This window comes from Aurantibacter sp. (assembly GCF_042094015.1).
In the GTDB taxonomy this organism is placed as follows: domain Bacteria; phylum Bacteroidota; class Bacteroidia; order Flavobacteriales; family Flavobacteriaceae; genus Aurantibacter.
Map to the genome: position 1 here is coordinate 1 of NZ_JBELDZ010000012.1, position 25,219 is coordinate 25,219.

Annotated in this window: 21 protein-coding genes and 1 pseudogene; 11 read left to right on the forward strand and 11 right to left on the reverse strand. The window is 32.2% G+C overall.

Translation table 11 applies throughout. The annotated features are described in order from the left end of the window. The coding region (locus ACFDSN_RS03150; protein ID WP_375238373.1) for a GEVED domain-containing protein at positions 1-5,012 on the forward strand (5,012 nt) is incomplete at its 5' end. A 223-nt stretch (positions 5,013-5,235) separates the two neighbouring features. Further along, on the forward strand, positions 5,236-6,882 hold the full coding sequence (locus ACFDSN_RS03155) for a hypothetical protein (protein ID WP_375238374.1): 1,647 nt from the start codon (positions 5,236-5,238) through the stop codon (positions 6,880-6,882). Between the two features lie 386 nt (positions 6,883-7,268). On the opposite strand, the pseudogene ACFDSN_RS03160 reads toward ACFDSN_RS03155, so the two are convergent. From ACFDSN_RS03160 to leuS, 4 genes and pseudogenes are all read right to left on the reverse strand, one after another. Then, a pseudogene (locus tag ACFDSN_RS03160) lies at positions 7,269-7,981 on the reverse strand (Bax inhibitor-1 family protein). A gap of 19 nt (positions 7,982-8,000) precedes the next feature. Then, a complete protein-coding gene (locus tag ACFDSN_RS03165; protein WP_375238410.1) occupies positions 8,001-8,699 on the reverse strand; it encodes a zinc metallopeptidase in 699 nt (232 codons plus the stop codon). Between the two features lie 89 nt (positions 8,700-8,788). Continuing rightward, on the reverse strand, positions 8,789-9,307 hold the full coding sequence (locus ACFDSN_RS03170) for a hypothetical protein (protein WP_375238375.1): 519 nt from the start codon (positions 9,305-9,307) through the stop codon (positions 8,789-8,791). A 112-nt stretch (positions 9,308-9,419) separates the two neighbouring features. Beyond that, positions 9,420-12,251 (reverse strand): leucine--tRNA ligase, encoded by a 2,832-nt coding sequence (gene leuS, locus ACFDSN_RS03175; RefSeq protein ID WP_375238376.1) that lies wholly within the window; start codon positions 12,249-12,251, stop codon positions 9,420-9,422. Positions 12,252-12,376: 125 nt separating this feature from the next. Here leuS and ACFDSN_RS03180 point away from each other — a divergent pair, with 125 nt between their 5' ends. The 6 genes from ACFDSN_RS03180 to ACFDSN_RS03205 all read left to right on the forward strand — a co-directional run bounded on the left by ACFDSN_RS03180 (position 12,377) and on the right by ACFDSN_RS03205 (position 16,091). Next, positions 12,377-13,252, forward strand: a complete 876-nt coding sequence (locus ACFDSN_RS03180) for a cell division protein FtsX (protein ID WP_375238377.1) — start codon at positions 12,377-12,379, stop codon at positions 13,250-13,252. 108 nt (positions 13,253-13,360) lie between these two features. Then, a complete protein-coding gene (locus ACFDSN_RS03185) occupies positions 13,361-13,495 on the forward strand; it encodes a hypothetical protein (protein ID WP_375238378.1) in 135 nt (44 codons plus the stop codon). Positions 13,496-13,564: 69 nt separating this feature from the next. Beyond that, positions 13,565-13,816: a DUF3098 domain-containing protein gene (locus ACFDSN_RS03190; protein ID WP_375238379.1), complete on the forward strand. Its 252-nt coding sequence runs from the start codon at positions 13,565-13,567 to the stop codon at positions 13,814-13,816. Positions 13,817-13,870: 54 nt separating this feature from the next. Then, on the forward strand, positions 13,871-14,665 hold the full coding sequence (locus ACFDSN_RS03195) for an undecaprenyl-diphosphate phosphatase (RefSeq protein ID WP_375238380.1): 795 nt from the start codon (positions 13,871-13,873) through the stop codon (positions 14,663-14,665). Between the two features lie 6 nt (positions 14,666-14,671). Then, a complete protein-coding gene (gene truB, locus ACFDSN_RS03200) occupies positions 14,672-15,373 on the forward strand; it encodes a tRNA pseudouridine(55) synthase TruB (protein ID WP_375238381.1) in 702 nt (233 codons plus the stop codon). A gap of 37 nt (positions 15,374-15,410) precedes the next feature. Next, the gene (locus ACFDSN_RS03205) at positions 15,411-16,091 is read left to right on the forward strand and encodes an energy transducer TonB (protein ID WP_375238382.1); all 681 of its coding nucleotides are present in this window, start codon (positions 15,411-15,413) and stop codon (positions 16,089-16,091) included. A gap of 19 nt (positions 16,092-16,110) precedes the next feature. Here the strand turns inward: ACFDSN_RS03205 and ACFDSN_RS03210 are convergent, their stop codons facing one another. Then, positions 16,111-16,728 (reverse strand): thioredoxin family protein, encoded by a 618-nt coding sequence (locus tag ACFDSN_RS03210; protein ID WP_375238383.1) that lies wholly within the window; start codon positions 16,726-16,728, stop codon positions 16,111-16,113. 82 nt (positions 16,729-16,810) lie between these two features. Between ACFDSN_RS03210 and ACFDSN_RS03215 the strand changes: the two genes are divergently transcribed. Further along, positions 16,811-17,374 (forward strand): DNA-3-methyladenine glycosylase I, encoded by a 564-nt coding sequence (locus tag ACFDSN_RS03215; protein WP_375238384.1) that lies wholly within the window; start codon positions 16,811-16,813, stop codon positions 17,372-17,374. Between the two features lie 12 nt (positions 17,375-17,386). Here the strand turns inward: ACFDSN_RS03215 and aat are convergent, their stop codons facing one another. The 3 genes from aat to ACFDSN_RS03230 form a co-directional block, all read right to left on the reverse strand. Then, positions 17,387-18,013, reverse strand: a complete 627-nt coding sequence (gene aat, locus ACFDSN_RS03220; RefSeq protein ID WP_375238385.1) for a leucyl/phenylalanyl-tRNA--protein transferase — start codon at positions 18,011-18,013, stop codon at positions 17,387-17,389. An 89-nt stretch (positions 18,014-18,102) separates the two neighbouring features. Next, positions 18,103-18,477 carry a DUF3127 domain-containing protein gene (locus ACFDSN_RS03225; protein ID WP_375238386.1) on the reverse strand — a complete coding sequence of 125 codons (375 nt, stop codon included), beginning with the start codon at positions 18,475-18,477 and terminating at the stop codon, positions 18,103-18,105. A gap of 29 nt (positions 18,478-18,506) precedes the next feature. Then, complete coding sequence (locus ACFDSN_RS03230) at positions 18,507-19,349, reverse strand: flavin reductase family protein (RefSeq protein ID WP_375238387.1); 843 nt, start codon at positions 19,347-19,349, stop codon at positions 18,507-18,509. Between the two features lie 119 nt (positions 19,350-19,468). Here ACFDSN_RS03230 and ACFDSN_RS03235 point away from each other — a divergent pair, with 119 nt between their 5' ends. Next, positions 19,469-20,653 carry a sensor histidine kinase gene (locus ACFDSN_RS03235; protein ID WP_375238388.1) on the forward strand — a complete coding sequence of 395 codons (1,185 nt, stop codon included), beginning with the start codon at positions 19,469-19,471 and terminating at the stop codon, positions 20,651-20,653. Here the strand turns inward: ACFDSN_RS03235 and ACFDSN_RS03240 are convergent. Both ACFDSN_RS03240 and greA read right to left on the reverse strand, forming a co-directional pair. Further along, the gene (locus ACFDSN_RS03240) at positions 20,637-21,026 is read right to left on the reverse strand and encodes an HIT family protein (protein ID WP_375238389.1); all 390 of its coding nucleotides are present in this window, start codon (positions 21,024-21,026) and stop codon (positions 20,637-20,639) included. The genes ACFDSN_RS03235 and ACFDSN_RS03240 overlap by 17 nt on opposite strands. Positions 21,027-21,058: 32 nt before the next feature. Continuing rightward, on the reverse strand, positions 21,059-21,532 hold the full coding sequence (gene greA / locus ACFDSN_RS03245) for a transcription elongation factor GreA (RefSeq protein WP_375238390.1): 474 nt from the start codon (positions 21,530-21,532) through the stop codon (positions 21,059-21,061). A 138-nt stretch (positions 21,533-21,670) separates the two neighbouring features. Here greA and ACFDSN_RS03250 point away from each other — a divergent pair, with 138 nt between their 5' ends. Further along, entirely contained in the window at positions 21,671-22,120 is a 450-nt protein-coding gene (locus ACFDSN_RS03250) for a hypothetical protein (protein ID WP_375238391.1), read from the forward strand. A 51-nt stretch (positions 22,121-22,171) separates the two neighbouring features. Here the strand turns inward: ACFDSN_RS03250 and ACFDSN_RS03255 are convergent, their stop codons facing one another. Beyond that, positions 22,172-25,210, reverse strand: a complete 3,039-nt coding sequence (locus ACFDSN_RS03255; protein ID WP_375238392.1) for a reprolysin-like metallopeptidase — start codon at positions 25,208-25,210, stop codon at positions 22,172-22,174. Positions 25,211-25,219: the final 9 nt, after the last annotated feature.

Below are 25,219 nucleotides of genomic sequence, written 5' to 3' on the forward strand. Positions count from 1 at the left end.
TATGTGATGATGATTCAGGTACAGGTACTATGCCTACTTTAGTTTTAACAGGTACACCTGGAGCTACAGTCACCATAAGATTTTGGGAATATGGTTCTAATAACGATGGTACTTTTGGTATTTGTGCTTGGGATCCAAATCCATCTACACCATGTGTAACGCCAACAACACAACCAACAGCCTTAACGTTTAGTGGTGTTACAACAACACAAATAGATGGATCTTTTACTGCTGCAGGAGCTCCTGGAGCTGATAATTATTTAGTTGTTATGAATACAACTAACGTAGCGCCAACACTTGTAGATGGTACAACATATAATCCAGGAGATGCAATAGCTGGTGGAAACACTGTTATAGATAATGATGCTAATACAACTTTTACAGCGGCTGGATTAACAGACTCTACAACCTATTATTTCTTTGTATTCTCTTATAATAATACAGCTTGCTCTGGCGGACCTTTATATAATACAACTGGCCCATTAAATAATTCTCAGGCTACAGTAACACCAACACCATGTGTTACGCCAGCAACTCAACCAACAGCTTTAACTTTTGGTACAGTAACTGGTAGTACAATTGCAGCAACTTTTACTGCTGCTGTTCCTGCTGTAGACAACTATCTTGTTGTATATAACACAACTAATGTAGCACCTACTTTAACAAATGGAACATCTTATAATCCTGGAGATACTATTGGAGCTAGTACCGTAGTAGATAACGATGCAGATACTAGTTTTTTAGCAAGTGGGTTAACAAGTACAACAACCTATTATTTCTTTGTTTTTGCATTTAACGATTCTACGTGTGCTGGAGGACCACTTTATAATACTACAGCACCATTAAATGGAACAGAAACTACAGTAGCATTTACTTATTGTGAACCTTCAAATACAGAAAATAGATTTTATATAAATGACTTTAGTACGGTTGGAAACGTAACCGATATAACAAACTTAAATACGGGCTATACCGGAACTGGTTATACAGACTATACAGCTCAGGTTGTAACAAATCTTCAAGGAGCTACCGTAAATTTTGTAGCTGACTTTGGTCAAGCAAACAATACTTTTGGAGCTTCTATTTGGGTAGATTTTAATAGTGATTCTACATTTGATCCAGGAGAACAAGTTTATACATCTGGAGCTTATGTTGGAGGTGTTACAGCAAGTTTTATAATTCCTCCTGCAACCCCTGCAGGAAGTTATAGAATGCGTCTTTTAATTGACTGGTTAGATACTACTCCAGACCCATGTTTATTTAGCGCAGATAGAGGTGAAGCTGAAGATTATACATTAACCGTTACGAGTCCAGCACCTTGTACTACACCAATAGCACAGCCAACAGCGTTGTCGTTTGATAGTGTTACAGCTAGTGCTATAACAGCTTCTTTTACAGCTGCGGCTCCTGCGGCAGATAATTATTTGGTTGTTATGAATACAACTGGTGTAGCTCCAACAATTGTAGACGGAACAACCTATTTAGTTGGAGATACTATTGGTACAAGTACGGTTATTGATACAGATTCAGACACAATATTTACTGCAACACCATTATTACCAACAACAACCTATTTTTTCTTTATATATTCTTATAATAATTTAATATGTTCTGGTGGGCCTTTATATAATACTGTTTTACCACTTTTAGGTAATACAATTACACCTGTGGCTTCGGCTTATTGTGAAGGTGAAGCTACAGTCGATGAAAGTGTTAAATATATTAACGATCTTGAATTTATTGGAACATTAAATGATGTCTCTAATTTTGGAAATGGATTCACTGGAGGAGCCACACCTGGTTACCAAGACTGGACAGGTTTAACAAATTCTATTCAAGCACAAGGAGAAGGAATTAATGTTTTTGTTGAAGGAGAAATTGGACGTGGGCACATAAAAGCTTGGGTAGATTGGGATAGAAATGGTGCATTCGATTTTGTAACAGAAGAAGTTTATGATTCTGAAGGAATTGCCACAACAAGTACAACGTTTGGTTTTGTGATTCCTCCAGCTCAAGCTATTGGAGATTATAGAATTAGAATTAGATATTATAATTCATTTAGAAACTCAGATGGAGCTGAATATGCTGCTTATGATTTTGATGCTTGTGAGGATTTTGGTCCACAAGTACATTTTGGATTTAATTTTACAGAATATGGTGAAACTGAAGATTATTTATTTACTGTTATTTCTAGTTGTGATGCAACTATAGATAATATTGTTGAGCCTTCTATTTGCGGAGATGGTACTGCTAATTTGGCTGCTACAGGAAGTGCAAGTACAATTGAATACCACTGGTACGCAAATGAAGGTGATACCGTGCCAATTGTAACTACCAATGTTGGAAACTGGACTACACCAGTACTTACAACTTCAACAGATTATTATGTTACTGCAGATAATGGAACTTGTGAGTCCTTAGTTAAAACTAAAATAAGCGTAAGGGTTAATCCTGTTGCAGTACTTACTTTTACACCATCTACACCAGAAGTTTGTGGAGAAGATGATATTATAGCAATATCTGCTGCTGGAACTAATGAAATTGCTTATTTAATAGAGGAAGATTTTGAAACAGGGACATTAGGAACATTAGTTGTAAATAACCTTAGAACTTATACTGCAGCTGAAACAGCTATAACACAGTGGCAACCTAGAACTAGTACATTTGTACCAGCAGAAGCTGTTTGGTTTCCAGCAATTTCTTCTGGGTTTGGAACTAATAATTTTGCAATGGCAAATTCAGATTCAAGCACAACAAATATTACAGAAACCGCAATAGAGTCTGGAGTATTAGATTCTTCTACTTTTACAGATTTGACTTTAGACTTTGATATGTATTTTTCTAGATATGTATTTGGTGCAGGTATTCCGGAAAATGTTAATGTAGAAGTATCTACAAATGGTGGTGGTGCATGGACTACACTACAAACCTATGATAATGATATAGGCTACGGAACTGCGTTTGCTAGTCAAACAATCGATTTATCTGCTTATGTAAATGAAACAAATTTAAAGGTAAGAATTCGTTATTTTGCAGATTACTGGTGTGATGGTGTTGCAATAGATAATGTAGAACTATATGGGTCAAGACCATTAAACTCTTCTTTTTCTTGGACAAGTCCAACTCCTATAGATGCTTATACAGATCCTGCAGCAACTATTCCTTACACAACAGGAACTACTGTTGGTATTGTTTATGTTAAACCTACTGCTGTACAGTTAGAACAAAACTCTTTTGAGTTTGTGGCAACAGCAACTATGAATAATGGCTGTGAAATTAGTGCAAATATTGCAATTACTAATAATACTAAATTTTGGAAAGGAACAACTGATACGGAATGGAACGACCCTACTAATTGGGCACCTGCTGGTGTACCAACTATAGATAATTGTGTTATTATACCTGACAATACAGAAATAACTGGTACAGGATATGATGCTTATGCAAGAAACTTAACAGTAAGACCTACAGGTGTTTTAGATTTACAATCTGAAAACAACCTTACAGTGCAAGAATTTGTAACTGTTGATGCTGGTGGTACTTTTGACATTAGAGATAGTGCCAGTTTAATACAAATTGATAACGATGCTAATACAGGTACTGTAACTATTGAAAGAAATAGTCAAGCAATGAATGCTTTAGACTATACTTTCTGGAGTTCTCCAATTACAGCCTATACTTTAGGTGGACTTGTTCCAGGAAGTTTATATTATCTTTCTTATACGCCAACCATTGCAAACGGTCATGGAAATTGGAACTACTTAAATGCAGGAGACAGTATGGCTCCAGGTACTGGTTACGCTATACGTTCTACAGGAACAGGAGTTCATAATGGTTCATTTGTTGGAACTCCAACAAATGGAGATGTTAATACCGCCATTACCATTGGTACGGATGCTACATTAGGACTTACAATTGGAGATACAACAGTAGGACCAAATGATGACCAATGGCAACTTATAGGAAATCCTTATGCATCTGCTATTGATATTACTACATTTTTAAATCACCCAACAAATAGTCCTATTTTAGATGGTACGGCATATTTATGGACTCATAACACAGCACCAACCGCCGGTACGCCAGATCCATTTTATGCAGATTATGTAGCTAATTATACATTAAACGATTATGCTTCTATAAATAGTCTTGGTGGAACTACTACGGCTATGTCTGGAGGAACAACACCAATAGCTTATATTGCTTCTGGACAATCATTTGTAGTTCTTGGTACTGGTAACGGAACTGCAATATTTGATAATACAATGCGTGGTAGCAATAATAATAATACGTTCTTTAAAACTGCTGAACAACAAAACTCTAAATCAATAACACCAGACTTTGAAAAGCATAGAGTATGGTTTAATTTAAGTTCTGATTATGGCGGGTTTAGTCAAGTTTTACTTGGTTATGCAGAAGGAGCAACCAATGGTTGGGATAGAGGTTTAGATGCTATAAATTATGGAGGTAACTCAGTTACTTTCTACTTTGTAACACCAGATATTGAAATGAAAACTCAAGCTAAACCATTACCTTTTGCAGATACAGATATTGTTCCATTAGGTTATAAAGCTGTAAATCAAGGACAATTAAGAATTGGTATTGATCATTTTGATGATTTATTTGATACTATTGATATTTATGTTAGAGATAAAGATTTAGATGTTGAGCATAATTTAAAATTAGCTCCATATATCTTTACTACAGAAGTTGGAGTATTTAATGATAGATTTGAAATTATTTATAGATCTAATGCATTATCAACGACTGATTTTGATTCTGTTAACAATAATGTTTTAGTATTTAGTAATGGAGATTTAACTATAAAATCAAATAATTTTGATATTAAAAATGTTCAAGTATTCAATACGTTGGGTCAAAAATTATTCAACTTAAATAATATAAACAAAACTTTAGTAAGTTTAAATGGCTTTAGAAAAACAGAAACAATGCTATTAATTACTATAGAATTATCAAATGGAGCAACTTTAACAAAAAAAGTTATTCATTAAAGAACATTAAAAATTAAAATTCTGTAATTCACAGAGTATCTATAAAAGATTAGTCATAAAAATAGGTTCACTATTTAATGGCTAATCTTTTTTTATGACCATTAATCAGTAAAAAAAAACACAAATTATACAAAACGAACAATCGTTCGGTTTATTTTATATGTTCATTTTTTTAACTTTATTATTATGATTATATTTATATATAATTAAAAAAACTTAGATTATGGTAAATAAACTACTTTGCATAGCACTATTCTTAATTTCAACAAACATCTATTCTCAAGTTGGAATCGGAACAACAACGCCTAATTCAGATGCATTATTAGATATTGATGCAACCATATCTACAGGCGGTTTATTATTACCAAGATTAAATCTTTCTAGTACAGTTAACTCTGCACCATTAACAGCACATGTAGCAGGTATGACTATATATAATGAGGCAACAATTGCAGATGTAACGCCAGGTATGTATTATAATAATGGAACATTGTGGATACGTTTAGGTGCTGGAGCTCTTTCAAACGATTGGTCAATTACAGGAAATAATGGTACAACATATGGAACAAATTTTATAGGAACTACAGATAACACAGATGTATCCATTCAAAGAAACAACATAAGAACGATTAGATTACAAAATACTACCACAACTTTTAGAGATGAGATCAGAACTAGAAACGGTAGTGTAGATAGTGGAGATACCTTAATAAGATTATTTGACTCTGCAGATGCTGGTGTTATACAAATTAATGAAAACAATGGTGCAAGTCATAGATTTCATGGAAATGATGATAGTGTCTTAAATGAACAGCAATTAGATTTAAACTTTAGAATTGAAGGAAACGATTTTGATGATGTATTATTTATTGATGCAGCAGACAATTTAGTTTCAATAGGAAATCAAACACCTATATTTCCAGGAATAGATACATTTCAATCTTATGCATACTTTGTAAATGACCATGCCGTTAACGGGTACTCAACTTCTGGTGTTGGTGTTTATGGAGCAGATTCAACAGATGGTTTTGGAGTTGAAGGTGTTTCTGCAACAAATGGCGTTGGTGTAGTAGGTACTGCTACAGGTTTAGGTGCAAGTTTTATAGTTGGCTCTGGTGGATCTTTTGCAGGCTCAAATTATGGTGTGTTTGGACAGGCTAATAATGCTGGTGGAGTTGGTATAATTACCGAAGTAAATGGTTCTGGCTTAGTTGGTTTTGGTGGAGATGAAGGTGGAATATTTAGTGGTAATGCTTTTGGAGCTGTTGGTTATGTTCCTAATGCAGCTGGAATTGGAGTTTTAGGTTTTTCAAATGGTGGAGCAGGTACAGCTTTATTTGGTTTTGGTAACTTTACTGCAACAGGAACAAAAGCATTTACTATAGATCATCCTTTAGATCCTGAAAACAAAAAATTAAAGCATTTCTCTGTAGAATCTGATGAAGTACTAAATGTTTATAGAGGAACTGCTAGTTTTGATGCTAGTGGAAATGTAACTATAAAATTACCTCAATATTTTAAAGAAATTAATATTAATTTTTCTTACCAGTTAACACCGGTTGGCGCTAGTATGCCACAATTACATGTTAGTAAAGAAGTAAGCGGAAACTCTTTTGGAGTATCGGGTGGAAAAGCTAACAAGAAAGTGTCATGGGTTGTTTATGCAGAAAGAAACGATAAATTTTTACAAGCTAACCCAGGTCAAAGAGAAACAGAAGTATTAAAAACAAATAAAGAACAAGGGAAGTATTATCATCCTACAGCTTGGGGACAAAATAAAAGTAAAGCAATGTTTAAAAAAGACGAGATAAAAGCTAAAACCTATAAAAAAGAAAATAATAGTAAAAAAGGAAAGCCTACAAAATTCTAATTATCTCAAATACTTTATAAACTTCCAAAACGATCTTGATTTTAAATAATTAAGGTCGTTTTCTTTTGCGTAAGCTTCTCGTTCAAAAGAAATATTTTTGTAAGCTAAGTTTGAGTTATTATAAATTATTAGTCTGATTAAAAACTCTAAGAGATACAAAATATAAAAAGGTAAAACTAACAACTCTAATTGTTGTCTTAAATGAATTTTCTCGTGGTTGATAAGCACTTTATCTTCCTTTAAACGCTTATGCTTCAAAATAACAAAAGGGTAAAGCGTAATAGCTCTAAAACCTTTAAAAAGTATATGTTTTGATATTAGTATCATAATAAAACAACAAAGCCCTAAAATAGATTTAGAGCTTTGTAAATTTATAAACTATTAGGTTAATCTCTTGACATAAAAATTCTTAAAATATACCAGAACAACAACATTAAACTAGCAAATAAACCTAATGCAGCAGGAATATATTGATCTTGGCTATATTTATGAATCAAATTAGAAGTTTGATATAAAATACTTCCTCCTGCTAATAAACACATAGCTACAGAAAACCATAAACCTAAATCAAAACCAAATAATGTTCCTGCTATAATTAAACCAATCGCAATAAAACCACCAACAATTAAACCTGTTTTTAAAAATGAAAAATCTTTTTTAGTTAATAATACCACAGCACTTAAACCTGTAAATAAAGCTAAAGTTACAATTGCAGCTTGCTGCAATATTTCTAAACCTGAATCCATATAGAATGCTGCAATGTAGATCATAGGAACAAAAATGACTGCTTGAGCCAAAATATAGATTCCATACGCTAAATATTGTAAGTTTTTATCCTGAGATTTTAGCGCAGTACTTTCAGCATAAGTAGTAATAAACATAAAACCACCTAAAAGTAATAACCATTTATAGCCATCTGTAAGAGATAACATAAAATTAACAACTGTATCACTTTGTAATAATAAATATTCAAAGATTATAAATACTAAAACACCAGCAGCAACGTGTGCATACGTTTTTTATAAAAAGCAACTTGTGCTTCTGTATCTGTTTGACCTACTAAAAGTCTTTGTGATGATTGATTTTGAAATTCTTCCATTATATAACTCTTTTGTTTATTAATTTTTATTCCCGCCAAAAACCTGCATTGCCCAATATAATAAAGACGCAATAGATCCAATAGCAGCTACTAAATACGTTCTTGCAGCCCATTTTAAGGCATCTTTAGAACCTGCATATTCTTCTGGTGTAACTATATTTTTTGCCTTTAACCAAGCTAAAGCTCTATTGCTAGCGTCATATTCTACAGGTAATGTAATAACACTAAACAAAGTTGCGAAAGCCATCATTCCAAGACCTGCAACCGCAACCCACCAACCTAAACCTAAACCAGCTGCTGCTCCTAAAGCTAAGCCTCCAAAAACTAAATATTGAGACATATTAGACGTAACACTTACAATTGGCACCAACTTAGAACGTATTGTTAAATAACTATAGGCAGTAGCATGTTGTACTGCATGACCACATTCATGAGCTGCAACTGCTGCTGCTGCTGCATTACGTTCGTTATAAACAACTTCGCTTAAGTTTACTGTTTTGTTTTGTGGATTGTAATGATCTGTTAATTGTCCACGAGTAGAAATTACTTCAACATCAAAAATACCATTGTCTTTTAGCATTTTCTCGGCTATTTCTGCGCCACTCATCCCATTCCTTAATTGGATTTGAGAATATTTTTTAAACTTGCGTTTTAACTGGCTACTTGCTAGCCAACTAAATATAGATATTGCTCCTAAAAGGATATAATATCCTGTCATTCCGCTTCCCATCATTTTATTATTATTTTTTATTCTGATCTAAAGATAGCAAAAAGTAAGCCAACAAATAACTAAGAAAATGTGTCAGTTTATTGTTTTATTAATTTTGCAGTTTGAGTAGTTGTTATAGGATAACTAATAACTTCAGTTTGGTCTTCAGTAGCTATGGTAGTTTTTTTACTGTCTTTACCAGAAAATACAATTTCGAAAAACATATAATCATCAAAAAAGCGTTCGGTTGTAATTAATAAGTTTCCTTGAACTTCAAAAACACTAATTAGTGAATTGTTAACATATTTGGCGTCTAAAATAATACCATTGTTTTCATCTACAACATATTCGCCTTTAGCTTTATCTATAATTTTTAAGGTATAATTTCTTGGACTTGGTTCTCCGTTTACAACATAAACCAAAGTATATTTAAAAACATTTGAACCATCTGTTGCTTTTAAATGAAACTCCATCTCTATTTCTTGTTGTCCTCTTGGATTATCTATTTTTAATTTTCCTTTATAAATACCCAAATAATCTTCTGGAAATTGTTTTGTAATACTATCTTGTTGAGAAAAGGCTACAAATGACAATAAGAAACAAATAATAAATTTCATAATAGTAGTTTTTACTAAGATAGTTTTTTTTGAATGATTTTACTTATAATTAAAAACGGGTTTGCTTATTTAAGCAAACCCGTTTTTAAAACAATAACCCCATTTTAAAAGTTTAAAACCCTGCTAAATTAATAATCTTACCAGGTACAATAATTACTTTTTTAGGTGTTTTACCATCTAATTGTTTCTGCGTTCTTTCGTCTGCCATAACAATTTTTTCAATCTCACCTTTAGATAAGTCTAGAGACAATTCTAACTCAAAACGTTTTTTTCCGTTAAATGAAACCGGATACACTTTACTACTTTCTACTAAATGACTTCCATCAAATTCTGGAAAAGCAACTGTAGAAATAGATGTTGTATGACCTAACTGACTGTATAATTCTTCCGAAATATGTGGCGCATAAGGCGATATTAAAACCAATAAAGGTTCAAGAATCTCTTTACTTGTACATTTTTGTGCAGTTAACTCGTTAACTGCAATCATAAAGGTAGAAACCGATGTGTTAAAAGAGAAATTTTCTATGTCTTCTTGTACTTTCTTTATGGTTTTATGTAATGTCTTTAAATTATCTTTAGTTGGTTCTGCATCTGTTGCTCTACTTCCATTATCGTCTACATATAATTTCCAAAGCTTTTTTAAGAATCCGTGAACTCCAGTAATTCCTGCTGTATTCCAAGGTTTGTATTGCTCTAATGGACCTAAAAACATTTCGTATAAACGTAAACTATCTGCACCGTAATCTTCACAAATAGCATCTGGACTTACAACGTTATATTTAGATTTAGACATTTTTTCGACCTCGCAACCTACTTTATAAACACCATCTTCAAGAATAAATTCAGCATCTTTATAATCTGCCCCAAACTCTGCGTCGTTCTTTAAACCTTCAATATCTAATTCATCGGAAGCGTTGACATATTGTACTTTTACGTGAATAGGTAAAATAGATTTTCCTCCAATTAATTCTTTAGAATAATAAGTGTTAGTGTTTTCTTCTCTATAAATAAAAGCACTAGTTCCCAAAATCATTCCTTGGTTAATTAGCTTTTTAAAAGGTTCGTCTACATTTACAAAACCTCTATCGTTTAAAAATTTCACCCAAAAACGAGAATATAATAAATGTCCTGTTGCGTGCTCGCTTCCACCAATATATAAATCTACATTTTCCCAATAGCTTAGCGCTTCTTTAGAAGCAAAATCTTCGCCTCTATTGGCTTTTTCTTCCATATAGCGGAAAAAGTACCAAGAACTTCCAGCCCAACCTGGCATTGTGTTTAGCTCTAATGGAAAAACAGTTTCATTATCAATTAAATCATTTGAAACAACTTCATTTTTATTCGTATTCCAAGCCCAAACATCTGCGCGACCTAATGGCGATTCGCCTTCTTCGGTTGGTAAATATTTTTCTACTTCTGGCAATGCAATTGGCAAATGTTGTGTTTCAATCATTTGTGGTTTACCATTTACATAATACACAGGAAATGGTTCTCCCCAATAACGTTGTCTGCTAAAAACAGCATCGCGTAATCGGTAATTAGTTTGCCCTTTACCTTGATTTAATTGCGTTAAATTGTAGATGGCTAATTTTGAAGCTTTATTTACATTTAATCCATTTAAGAAATCACTATTGGCAATCTTAACGTTGTCTTTTCCTGCAAAAGCTTCAGTAGAAATATCTATGCCTTCAAAAATATTAGGAATGTCTATATTAAAATGTTTTGCAAAATCGTAATCACGTTGATCTCCACATGGAACTGCCATAACAGCTCCTGTTCCGTAGCTTGCTAAAACGTAATCGCCAATCCAAACCGGAATTGGTTCTTTTGTAAACGGATGTTCTGTATAAGCACCTGTAAATACACCAGAAATGGTTTTTACATCTGCCATTCTATCGCGTTCGCTACGTTTAGCGGTTTTTTCTATATAAGCTTCAACCGCATCTTTTTGTTCTGTTGTTGTTATTTTAGCTACTAACTCGTGTTCTGGAGCTAAAGTCATAAAACTAACTCCAAAAATAGTATCTGGTCTTGTGGTAAAAACTTCAATTGTATCAGTATGTTCTTTTAAGTTGAACGTCACACTTGCGCCTTGAGATTTTCCAATCCAATTACGCTGTGTTTCTTTAAGCGAATCTGTAAAATCTACTGTTTCTAAACCTTGAAGCAAACGTTCTGCATAAGCTGAAATTCGCATAGACCATTGTGTCATTTTTTTACGAACCACAGGATGACCGCCACGTTCTGAAACGCCATTTACAATCTCATCGTTAGCTAAAACAGTTCCTAAAACCGGACACCAATTTACTTCAGTTTCCGCTAAATAGGTTAATCTGTATTGTAGTAATACATCTTGTTGTTTTTCAGAAGAAAACGTATGCCATTCTTCAGCTGTAAACACTTCAATATCTTCGTCTGAAACTGCATTTACGTTAGCATTTCCTTCCGAAGTAAAAATAGCAATTAACGTATCTATATGTTCAGCTTTATTAGAATTGTTATTATACCAAGATGCAAACAATTCTGTGAAAATCCACTGTGTCCACTTGTAATATTCTGGTTCGCTTGTACGTACTTCTCTACTCCAATCAAAACTAAAACCAATTTGATCTAATTGCCTTCTGTAGGTTGCAATATTATCTTTAGTAGTAATTTTTGGATGTTGTCCAGTCTGGATTGCATATTGCTCTGCAGGCAAACCAAAACTATCATAACCTTGTGGATGCAATACGTTAAATCCTTGGTGACGTTTGTAACGCGCATAAATATCGCTGGCAATATAACCTAACGGATGACCAACATGTAATCCTGCGCCACTTGGGTAAGGAAACATATCCAAAACGTAATATTTTGGCTTGTCGGAATTGTTTGAGGCTTTAAATGTTTGGTTATCTGACCAATATTTTTGCCATTTTGCTTCAATCTCGTTAAAATTATAATGCATTTTGATGTTTTTCAGCTTAATAAAGGTGCAAATTTAAGCTTATTCTAAGAAGATTAAAAGATAATGGCTTGTAATCATAAGAAGAAGCAAATTCTTTTATATTTTTATCACTTAATTAGCTATTTATGAGTTATACATTTGATAAATATCAAAAACGAAAATTAATATCGTCTTACTTTTCTGTAGTACTAAGTATTGCTTTGGTGCTTTTTTTACTTGGTGTTTTAGGTTTATTAATTATAAATGCTAAAAAAGTAGCCGATCATTTTAAAGAACAAGTTACTGTAACTATCTATTTAAAAGATACGGCAAAAGATGTTGAAATTAAGCAATTAGAAAAAAGTTTAGCAATGTCGGACTTTGTAAAATCGACAAATTATGTCTCTAAAGAAAAAGCCGCCGATGTTTTAAAATCTGAAAATGGCGAAGATTTTATGCAGTTTTTAGGATTTAATCCACTTCAAAACTCAATAGATTTAAACTTAAAAGCTGACTTTGTTACTACTGAGAAATTAGAAGACATATCTAAAGATGCATTAAGTAAAAACTTTGTTGCTGAAGTTAGTTACGATAACGACTTAGTTAATTTAATGAACAATAACGTAAAGAAAATAAGCTTTTGGGTTTTAGTTCTTAGCGCCGTATTTACGCTTATTGCCGTTTTATTAATTAATAGTTCTATTAGATTATCTGTTTACGCTAAACGTTTCACCATTAAAACAATGCAAATGGTTGGAGCTACAAAGCGTTTTATTAGAAAACCATTTATCTTTAAAAGTATTCGTTTAGGAGTTATTGGAGCTATAATAGCTTTAGTAGGATTAGCCGTAGTAGTTTATTACGGAAATAAAACATTCCCAGAATTAGAGATTCTTAAAGACCAAATTTTAATTGTTAGCCTATTTGTAGCTGTCTTTTTATTAGGCATTATAATTACGTGGTTTTCTACATTTTTAGCAACGTCTCGTTTCTTGAATTTAAAAACAGACCAGTTGTATTAAAATTATATTTTAACAACATTTTACAATTCAACATATAATAATTTTAAAACATTTCGGTTTATATAAACACTAACTCAACCAGTTATTATAAATCCTAACTTTTAAATTATGAAACGTATTACTTTTGTAGTTGTAGGCTTATTAACTGTTTTGGCTTACACTTTTTTATCATCACAAACAGAAAGTACAAAAACTTATAAAGTTGCAGAACATATAGAAAAACCTATTCCTGTTTTTGACTAAATATTTATTAAAATTAACCTCAAATTTTAAATATTTATTTTACTTTGCATCACTTAAACGCCAATTATTATGTCTAAAGCATCTAACGAGAATAAGTTTATCTTCGGAAAACGCAACTATAAATTTATGTTTATAGGATTAGCTTGTATGGCTTTAGGGTTTATTTTAATGTCTGGTGGCGGAAGCGACGATCCAAATGTGTTTAATCCAGATATTTTTCACTGGAGACGTATTCGTTTAGCACCTGCATTAATTATACTTGGTTTTGGTTTCCAAGTTTATGCTATTTTGACTCGTAAAGAAGATAAAAAAGCCGAATAGCTTTATTCCTTTTTATTTTGAAGTATTAAAGGTTCTTTTTAATACTTTTGCTTTATGGATATTTTAGATTCAATTATTTTAGGAGTTATTCAAGGTTTAACAGAGTTTTTACCTGTATCTTCTAGCGGACATTTAGAACTTGGTAAAGCCATTTTAGGCGATCAATCTGTTCCAGAAGAAAGCTTGCTTTTCACTGTTTTACTTCACTTTGCAACTGCATTAAGTACTATTGTTGTTTTTAGAAAAGATATTATTTCTATTTTAAAAGGTTTACTGTCTTTTACTTGGAGCGAAGACACTCAGTTTGTATCTAAAATTGCTTTATCTATGCTTCCTGCTGTAATTGTTGGACTTTTATTTGAAGATCAGTTAGAAGCACTATTTGGTGGAAATATACTATTAGTTGGTGCTATGCTTTTAGTTACTGCAATACTTTTATTCTTTGCAGATAAAGCTAAAGACACAAACAAAAACGTAACTTTTAAAAATGCATTTATAATAGGAATATCTCAAGCAATTGCTATGTTGCCAGGAATTTCTAGGTCTGGAGCAACTATTTCTACATCGGTTTTATTAGGAAACGATAAAACTAAAGCTGCACGATTTTCATTCTTAATGGTCATTCCTTTAATCTTTGGAAAAATAGCTAAAGACATTATTGGTGGCGATTTATCTTTAGACGGACACAATACTATAGCGCTTTCTGCTGGCTTTATAGCTGCGTTTTTATCTGGTTTAGTAGCTTGTACTTGGATGATTTCTTTAGTTAAAAAAAGCAAACTGTCTTATTTTGCTATTTATTGCGCCATAGTTGGAGTTATTGCTATTGGATTTACACTTTTAAACTAAGCAATTATGACTGGAGAAGATTATTTAGCAGGACACGTTTTATTAATTGATAAGCCTTTAGAGTGGACTTCTTTCCAAGCTGTAAATAAATTACGTTGGGAAATACGTCAAGCCTTTAATATTAAAAAAATTAAAGTTGGTCATGCAGGAACTTTAGATCCGTTAGCAACAGGTTTATTAGTAATTTGTACTGGTAAAATGACTAAACAAATAGATACATTTCAAGGTCAGATAAAAGAATACACAGGAACTATTGTTTTAGGAAGTACAACACCATCTTACGATTTAGAAACTGAAGTTGACAAAACGTTTGAAATAGCTCATATTACCGAAGATTTAATTCACGAAACTACAAAACAGTTTACAGGTGAAATTAACCAGTTTCCACCTATTTTTTCAGCATTAAAAAAAGAAGGTAAGCGTTTATACGAGTTTGCTCGTGCTGGTGAAACTGTAGATATTCCATCTCGAAAAATAACAATTAATACCTTTGAAATTACTAAAATTGAAACATCAATAGATAATATAAATGTTGATTTTAGAGTAGTTTGTAGTAAAGGAACTTACATTAGGTCTTTGGCTCACGATTTTGGAAAAGCCTTAAATTCTGGAGGACATTTATCGGCTTTACGTCGTACAAAAATTGGAGATTATAGTGTTGAAAATGCAGTTTCTATTGATGATTTTATCAAAAACTTAACACAATAAAAACATCTAAAAGCTCATTTAAAACGTTATATTTTATATGATTTTAACTGGTTCTGTAAAAGCTTTACTTATTTCACTTTTTATAAGTGCTGTAATTCTAATTAGCTTAATTGGAATTACAATTGGGCAAGAAAAACCGTATACTTATATTAAAGATGATTTATTTGTTGAAATTCTTATAGAAGCTGAAGAAATAGAGATTGTAAAACTAGAAACAAACTTGGCGTTTAATAGTAACAAAACCAATAATAGACATACAAAAGCTTATAATTATATTCCGCCCGCCGAAGATTTTGAATACATTTCTAGCACTACTTCTGATATTAATGAAAAAGAAGAAAATAAGATTTATAAGCAATTAGAAAACAAACCTAAAAACTTACAAAAGGAGCAATTTATAACTATAAACAAGATTTTAAAAGCTTCAAAAGACGATTCTAAAAGCAACAATAAGAACAGTAGTGTAAGTTATTCATTATTAAACAGAGAAGCTATTAGTATTCCTGTTCCTGTGTACTTGTGTGATGCTTCAGGAAAAGTAAATATTTCAATTACTGTTAATGCTAACGGAAAAGTAGTTAAAGCTTCTATAAATTCTTCTGTATCCGTAAAAAACAACTGTTTACAAGAACGCGCTTTACAATATGCAAAGCGCGCTAGATTTAATTCAAGTCAAACAATTAATCAACTTGGAAGTATTACGTATCTGTTTCAATAAAAAAGATAATTGCTTAAAACTAACTATTACCTAAAAGCATTACTAAATCGTTTATAATACTTTGTCCTTTATCTTTATTATACCAATGTTGTAAATCTTCTTTAAATTCTGGTGTTAAAGCACCATTTTTAGATTTATAATCGTTTACTAGCTTAGTTGCTAAACTAGGTCTTGGTCCAAAAGTAAAAAGAACTTTATTTTGCTCGTCTAAAGCAATAAGCTTAGCAATTGCTCTTCCGCCATTAGTTAGGAAATTATCCATTAGAGCGTCGTTTTCATCTCGAAACACCAATTTTAAATCTAAGTTAGGATTTGAGTTAGTTATTTTATTTAACACAGGAATTACATGTGCAGCATCTCCACACCAACTTTCTGTAATTACTAAAAAAGTGATTTTTTTAGTATAATTAGTTAAATATTGTTGTGTTGATTCGCTTATTTTAATTGTTTTATCCCAACGCTTCATACGTCTGTCATTTAACATCGTATAATCCGCTAAAGCTTCCGTTTTTTCGTTTCCAGAATTACTTTTTTCTTCGACTAATTGATGTACTAAATTTCTATAAGAAGTATAATCTATACTTTTATTTAAACTAGATTTTATAATATCTTGTAATTGTAAAGTTGCTGTTTCCATAGGATAAAATTAATACTAAATAAGTTCTAATTAAGTGACATTTGTTACATTAGTAGAAGATTTTTTAAAACCTTACAAAGTTATGAAAAAACACAAATGCGGTTGGTGTGTTGGAGATGATTTATATGAAGCTTACCATGATAAAGAATGGGGAAAACCCATTTATGATGATGCTGCTTTATTTGAGTTTTTAATACTTGAAACATTTCAAGCTGGTTTAAGTTGGATTACCATTTTAAGAAAGCGAGAAAATTTTAGAACTGCTTTTGATGATTTTGATTATAAAAAAATAGCTAATTATAAAGAAGACAAGCTAGAAGAACTTAGAAACGACGCAGGAATTATAAGGAATAAATTAAAGATAAAATCGGCAGTTACAAATGCTCAGAACTTTCTTAAAATTCAAGAAGAATTTGGTTCGTTCTCTAAATATATTTGGGCTTTTGTAGATGGAAAACCTATAAAAAACAACTGGACTAATTATAAAGACACACCAGCAAACACGCCTTTAAGCGATGCTGTTAGTAAAGATTTAAAAAAGCGAGGATTTAAATTTGTAGGTTCTACTGTAATTTATGCTCATATGCAAGCTACAGGAATGATAAACGACCATGAAATTGGTTGTTTTAGATATAATGAAGTTTAGTTTTTAATATAATCACAAATACGCTAAAAACTCATTTCTTGAAATATCTTTAGCACCAAGACTTTCTAAATGATTGGTGTAGTCTTGACAATCTATTAGTTTGTAATTTGTATTCTGGACAAAGGTAATTAAAGCCGCTTTACTGGCGTTACTTACTTTACTAAACATACTTTCGCCACAAAACATTCCGTTATTTAAATCTACACCATAGAATCCACCAACCAATAAGTTTTCTTGCCAAACCTCAACAGATTTTGCATAACCTAATTTGTGTAATTCTGTATAAGCAGAAATCATTCCTTTTGTAATCCAAGTATCGTCCTGCCCAATGCGTTTTGCTTTAGCACATTGTGTAATTACTGCTTTAAAATCTTTATTTATGGTAACTGTTAAATTGCAATTTCGTAAAAATTGCCTCATACTTTTAGACACTTTTAAATCTTTTGGATACAATACAAATCGTGGATCTGGAGACCACCATAAAATTTGTTCATCGTTTTCAAACCAAGGAAAAATGCCTTGTTCATAAGCCGACAATAATCGTTTTGGAGATAAATCGCCACCAAATGCCAATAAACCATCTTCTGTTGCTTGAGAAACTGGAGGGAAATTGTCATTTAGGTTTAAAAAGTGAACCATTTGTAATTAAGTAGAATTATAAAACTATAAAAAAACCTCAACAGTTAAAACTATTGAGGTTATTATTTTGATTAACACTTACCTTTTAATTAGAAAGGTAAATCGTCGTGATCTTCTTGTTTTAAATCTGTTGCTGGCTCAAAAGCTTGTGCAGGAGGAACTTCTGGCATACCTTGTGGTGCAGCCGCTTGTGCGCCTTCAATTCTCCATCCTTGCACAGAATTAAAATATTTAGTTTCTCCTTGTGGATTAACCCATTCTCTACCTCTTAAATTGATGTTAACTTTTACGTCTTGTCCAACTTGGTAGTTGTTTAATAGATCTGTTTTATCTTGAACAAATTCCACTAGAATATGTTGCGGATATTGCTCTTCTGTAGTTACAACTAATTCTCTCTTTCTAAACCCATTACTTCCAAAAGTTTGAGTTTCTCCAATCATTTTTACTTTTCCTTGTACTTCCATTATATTCGTGTATTTGTATTCGTCTTTATTTAAGATAACAATGTTAACCAAGCTTTTTTAACGTCTTGGTTTTCTAAAAAAGCTTTCGCTTTTTGATGTTTTTCATCGTTATTTTTGAGGCTGCAATTAAAGGCTTTTATTTCACTTTCTAAAGGTAAGTTTTCAACATTTGCTAACAATCCTAAATCGTTACCTGATAAAATGTTACTGTTTCTTACAGATTCTGGTAAAGCATCTACTCCAATTCCTAACGTGGTTAATGGTTTTGGTATTTCAAAAAAACCTGTTTTTGCTCTACTATAAAAACTACCGCCAGCTCTAGAAACTAAATCTAATTTGGTTTGGTCTATACTTCCGTTTTCATCTAAAACAGCTTCATTTATATGCATTTTAACTACTTCACAAATAATTAGGTTTCCTGCGCCACCTTCAGTTCCTAATTTAACAATCTCGTTAACCTTACATTCCATTTGCACTGGACTTTCTGCTACTCTAAATGGTTTTACCTCATCACTTTTAAGCATTGTTAAACCCGCTTTTTCAAACTCATTTACGCCTTGTCCGTATTCTGTACTACTTAAAGACATTTGTTGAACAATATCAAAGTTTACCACATTAATAACCACTTCTTTTGTTAATTCTGCATTCTCCAATGTATGTTTAGTTGTGTTATCTCTAACACGTCTTGCTGGAGAAAATATTAAAATTGGCGGATTAGCACTGAACACATTAAAAAAGCTAAATGGCGATAAGTTTGAATTTCCATCTTCATCTATTGTACTTGCAAATGCAATTGGCCTTGGTGCAACCGCACTTAATAAATACCCGTGTAATTTAGCTGTAGTTAATTCGTTAGGTTTAAATGATTTCATTTTAAATATCTTAGATAGCAAAGATAGCAATTATTGAAACCTTCAAAAAATTAATTTCTTTAGCTACTACGCAATATTATTAACAGTTTTGCATTATATTGATACCAAAATAAATTTAAATGTTTACTACTAATAGACAATTAATACGTTGGGTTATAATTATAAGTTCTTTTGCTATAATTTCTTTAATTCTATGGAATACATTCACGTTTTTTCAGAAGTTCAAAGAAGAAGAACGCGCAAAAATGGAAATTTGGTCTAACGCACAAAAAATATTTTCTAGCCAAGAAGATAATCCAAATTTTGATTTTCTAGTGAAGATTTTAAACAGCAACACTACAACACCAATTTTAGTAATTAATGTAGACGGAAGTATTAGTAATTTTAATAACATTGATTTTGGTGGTAAAGACGTTTCTAAATACGTAGAAAAAAATAAAACTAAACTTATTAAACAATTTGAAGGCGAAAATACACCAATAGATATTTCGTATCTAGATAGTAAAACTCAAGAGCGCATAATGGTTAGTAAATTATACTACGGAAATGCGCCACTACTCAACAAATTGAAATTTTACCCTTTAGCTTTACTTTTAATTATAGTTCTTTTTGCTGCTGTGGTCATTTTCTTTTATAAGAGTTCTAAAACGGCTTCGCAAAACAAATTATGGTCTGGAATGGCTAAAGAAACTGCTCATCAAATTGGAACCCCTTTAAGCTCTTTAATTGGCTGGATAGAAATCTTAAAGACTGAAAATGTGGATCAGTCTTATATTTTAGAAATGGAAAAAGATATAGACAGATTACAAACAATTACTGAACGCTTTAGTAAAATAGGCTCTATTCCTACTTTAAAGCCTTTAAATATTGTTGAGGAAACTAGGTCTTCTTTCAACTATTTAACATCTAGGCTTTCTAAATTAGTAGATTTTAAACTAGAACTTCCAGAAGATGATATTATGGTTAACTTAAATCAGCAATTATATAGCTGGACTATTGAAAATTTACTTAAAAATAGTGTAGATGCCATGAAAGGTAAAGGTGAATTACATTTAAAGTTATGGCAACTTGAAGATAATGTTTATATAACCGTTACAGATACTGGTAAAGGGATTCCTAAAAACAAGTTTAACACCATTTTTGAAACAGGTTACACCACTAAAAAAAGAGGTTGGGGTTTAGGTTTATCTTTAACAAAACGTATTGTTGAAGAATTTCATAATGGGAAAATAAAAGTAGAACACTCTGAAATTGATAAAGGCACCACTTTTAAAATGAGTTATAAATCTATAATTGGGCTTTAATTGAAGCTGCAATAGTCTCAAACTCTTTAGAGGTTAATTTAGTCTTACTGATAAAACGAGCATCTTCCATTGTTGATAAAGGAATTAAATGTACGTGTGCGTGTGGTACTTCTAAACCAATAACAGACATTCCAACACGTTTACAATCTATAGCTTTTTCAATTGCAATAGCTACAGTGCGAGAAAACTTAAGTAACTCTATATAACTTGTTTCTTCTAAATCAAAAATCTTATCAACTTCTTTTTTTGGAATACAAAGCGTATGTCCCTTAGCATTAGGATTGATATCTAAAAACGCTAAAAAATCGTCTGTCTCTGCTACTTTATAAGAAGGAATTTCACCTGAAATAATTTTAGAAAAAATAGAAGCCATAATTAAAAGAGTTTTAATATAAGTTACGAAAATTATCTTGTAATCTCTATGATATCAAATTTAATAATTCCGCTTGGAACACTAATCTCTGCAATTTCACCAACACTTTTACCTAACAAACCTTTACCAATTGGAGAGTTTACAGATAGTTTTCCTGTTGCTAAATCTGCTTCTCCATCTGCTACCAGTGTGTAAACCATTTCCATTCCGTTGGTTTGATTTTTTATTTTGACTTTAGATAACACTAAAGCTTTACTTGTGTCTAATTGAGACTCATCTATAACACGAGCTCCTGCTAAAGCATCTTCTAGTTTTGCAATACGCATCTCCAACATTCCTTGTGCTTCTTTAGCTGCATCATATTCAGCATTTTCACTTAAATCGCCTTTATCTCTTGCTTCTGCAATAGCCCTAGAAGCTTTTACGCGTTCTACATCTTTAAGCTCTCTAAGTTCAGCTCTTAATTTTTTTAATCCTTCAGCAGTATAGTAAGATACTTTACTCATAATCTTTTCGTTTAATAAATAACTGTAAATACTGAAAAAACTCAGCAAATAAAAAAATCCCGTTTGCACGAGATTGTAATACAAATATATAAAATGAAAACAGTTTTTATATTACATTGCACTAAAAATAGTTGACTTATGAAATATTTTATATTAATATCCCTAATTACAATAACTATACTGAGCTGTCAAAAAAATGATGAGTTAGCGCTTCAAAACAATCCATTTATTCCAAATTTTACTTTTGACACACAGACTTTAATCAACACGGATTTACCACAATATAATGATCTTCAATTTCCAGGAAATCATATTATATTAAATAACAATTATGGCTTAAATGGTGTAGTCGTATATTATGCTGGTGGAACAAATTATAGCGCTTTTGAACTAACCGACCCGAGTCATGTTGTATCAAATTGCTCTAAACTTACAGTTGAAGGCGTAATTGCAACATGTGGTTGTGATGATTTTAATGAATTTGAAATCCTTTCCGGTCAACCCTATAATGGCACTTCATCTCAATATACCTTAAAACACTATTTTGTAGAAGTTAATGGAAGTGTTATTAGAGTGTATAATAACTAAAAAAATCACAGTCTAAGACTGTGATTTTTTAATTAAGCTAAAATAGATATATTATTTTATAAGTATCTTTTTTACTGTAGTACTATTTCCAGATTGGATTTGTAACAAATACATTCCAGACTGAACACTTTTCAAATTCACCTCAGTCTTTAAACTATTATTAGGTGAATTAGTAGAATTATAAATAGCTCTACCTCTTACATCAAAAACAGTTACCTTAAACTTTGATGTTATAGTATTTGCATAAGACACATAGAAACTACCATTATTAGGATTAGGGTAAACATTAAAATTAGAGTTATTAAATTCATTAGTAGATAATGAATTTGTAACTATTACTGTATAATCTTCTACTTCTGCATCATAAACATCTTGTGATGGATCAGGTCCGTTATCATCACAAGCGCCTGGCTTAGAATCCCATTGTGTGGAAACTCTCATTATTGTAGCTCCAAGTACTGCATCCGCAGGAACTGTTACAGATACAGGAGATAAACTCGTTAACCCATTAATTACGTTCTGCGCTCCACCAAGATAATATTCTTCAGAAGCTTCTAATACACAGTTTTGATTCCAATCAATCCAAACAGCAGTCTCTAATGGATAATCTCCATCTGTATTTACTCTAACGGATAAATTATGCGTATCATTCAATTCAACTTCTGTTACTGTAATAGAACTTGGATCTACACCTGTGTAATCACTGTAACCTGCTGGTTTTGCAGACGGGTTATTTATTGTTGCAAACACAACACTAGTTGTACTTGTGTCATAAAGCATATTACCTACAGAAGGACATATTCCGTCTATTTTTGTTAAATCAACCTGATTTGTCCTTACAGTAGAAGCAGTACTTGTCATTGTAATGGTAGATGTTCCCGCAGCAACACCAGACATACCTGTTATTTCCATAGTAACTAATCCACTACTTGTTCTAGATGCTGGCGTAAAAGTTACATTAGTTCCTCCTGGTTGACCAGATGCACCAAATGTTGTATTTTCGTTATAGCCATTTACAGCATCAAAATTAAATTCAAATTGTACACTATCTTCTGAACAAATTGTTTTTCCAGAAGAAACATTGTTTACAACATAAACAGGAGCATTTGAAATTTCAAACTCAGGTGTTACTGAATAAAATATGTTATCATTAGCTTCTACTAAAACACGAATCATAGACCCTATTGTTAAAGCTGGAACAGAAACATCTTCGGTACCGTCATTTGCTGTGGCAACTGCTAAGTCTGTAAAGGTAACCCCATTATCTGTTGATATTTTAATATTTACTGATTGGCAGTTTATTGTTCCATTAGTTGTTGCTCCAACATTCCAAGTTAAGGTTTGAGTAGAGCTTGGAGCCCAAGCTGCAGGTGTATTTACTGTAAAAGGATCTACATCTTCCACAGTAACCGTCATTAAATCTGCATGTGTTTGACCAATTCCATTAGCAAAACCACTACCATTATCTCTTACTAATAATGCAAATTCCATTGTTCTAGCAACAGAAGGTGTTACTTCCCAAGTTGGAGTTAAATTATCTGCTAATACATTATTAAATGTTGGCATATATCTATCCGAAGATGCTGTTGGTAAAATTGAACGATAAAGCGGTCCTGAAGTCCAAGTTGATTCTGGAGCACCATCTCCAGGCGCACGTTCTGGGTCGTTTTGTGACCAATTATAAGTTAGTGTTCCTAATCCATCTGGATCTGTTGCAGAACCTTTTAAAACATACGCTGTACTCTTAGGGATGTTAAAGTCTGAACCCGCATTTGCTACTGGCGGTTGGTTTGTTAATGCCATTTGTGCAGCACAATCACTATTTCCTCCTGGTTGAATATTGGAAGATATATCTCTAATATTTACATAGTTAAAATGTGCATCACTATTGTTTTGAACATTAGTAGCACAAATCCCTGCATAACCCATTATTGAACTTCCTGAAGCTGGCTCTACCTCAGTTGTTCCATTACCAGAACGACTACAAGTATTCATAGTATGATATCCGTCTAATTGATGACCCATTTCATGAGCAACATAATCAATATCAAAAGGATCTCCTGTAGGATTAGCTCTTCCTGTATAACCTCTACCTTTTTGGTTTCCAGTATATGGTGGCGCTCCATCTAAACATACACAACCTAAACAACCTGCACTTCCTCCGCCAGAAGTGTTGAAATTATGACCAATATCATAAAGACTTTCGTCGTTCAAAGTTGTAGAAATTGTTCTTTGAGTTTGTGTGTTAAACTCTCCATTCCAAGGGTCTGTTCCTCCATTATAATAGATTAATTCATCATTTCGAGCAATAAAAATTAACGTAATTGCTAAATCGCGCTCATAAACTTCATTTACTCTATTTACAGTAATTGCCATTTGTGCTTGAATATTAGCTTTCTTTTGAGCATCTGTACCAGTTCCGTCAAAGATTGCTCCGTACTCTCCATTACAAGTTTGAGCTAATCTAAAAGTTCTTAATACTCTGTCGTTAATATCTGCTCTAAAACTAGACGTATCATTCTCTAAAGATTTTAATCTTATACCATCTTCTGTTAGGCATTCAAATTGCTGTGTGTCTTGCCCCAAAGCTACTCTATCGTAAACCATATAAGCAGAATTATTCGCTGTATAAGGATCTATATAGGTTGAACTATATTTTCCTGACAATTTAATAGTATTTAACCCAAATTGAGTTATACTAAAACGCATTGTAGCTGTAGGGTCATCTATTCCAGTTGCTTTATACGTTTTAATCATTGGGAATTTGACAGCTAGTCCAGCTTCCATTATAGGTGCTTCTGCAATTCTAAAACGTTCTAAAACACCATTTGAATTTGGAAAATCAATAATTAAGTTTGAAACACCTGTATTAACTCCGCGTAAAGGTGCATTAGATAAGGCGCTTTTTAAAGCATCCATATTTAAAGTAAATACTTGAAACTTACTAGGGTGAGAAGCTCTATACTTCAGTTCTTCATTTTGAAATTTTTCTTTTGTAGTTTTTTGCCAAAATCGACCCGAATAATCTTGGGCTATATTAATATTAAAGCAAAACAAGGCTGAAACCAACCAAAATGTAATTTTTTTCATAACACTATG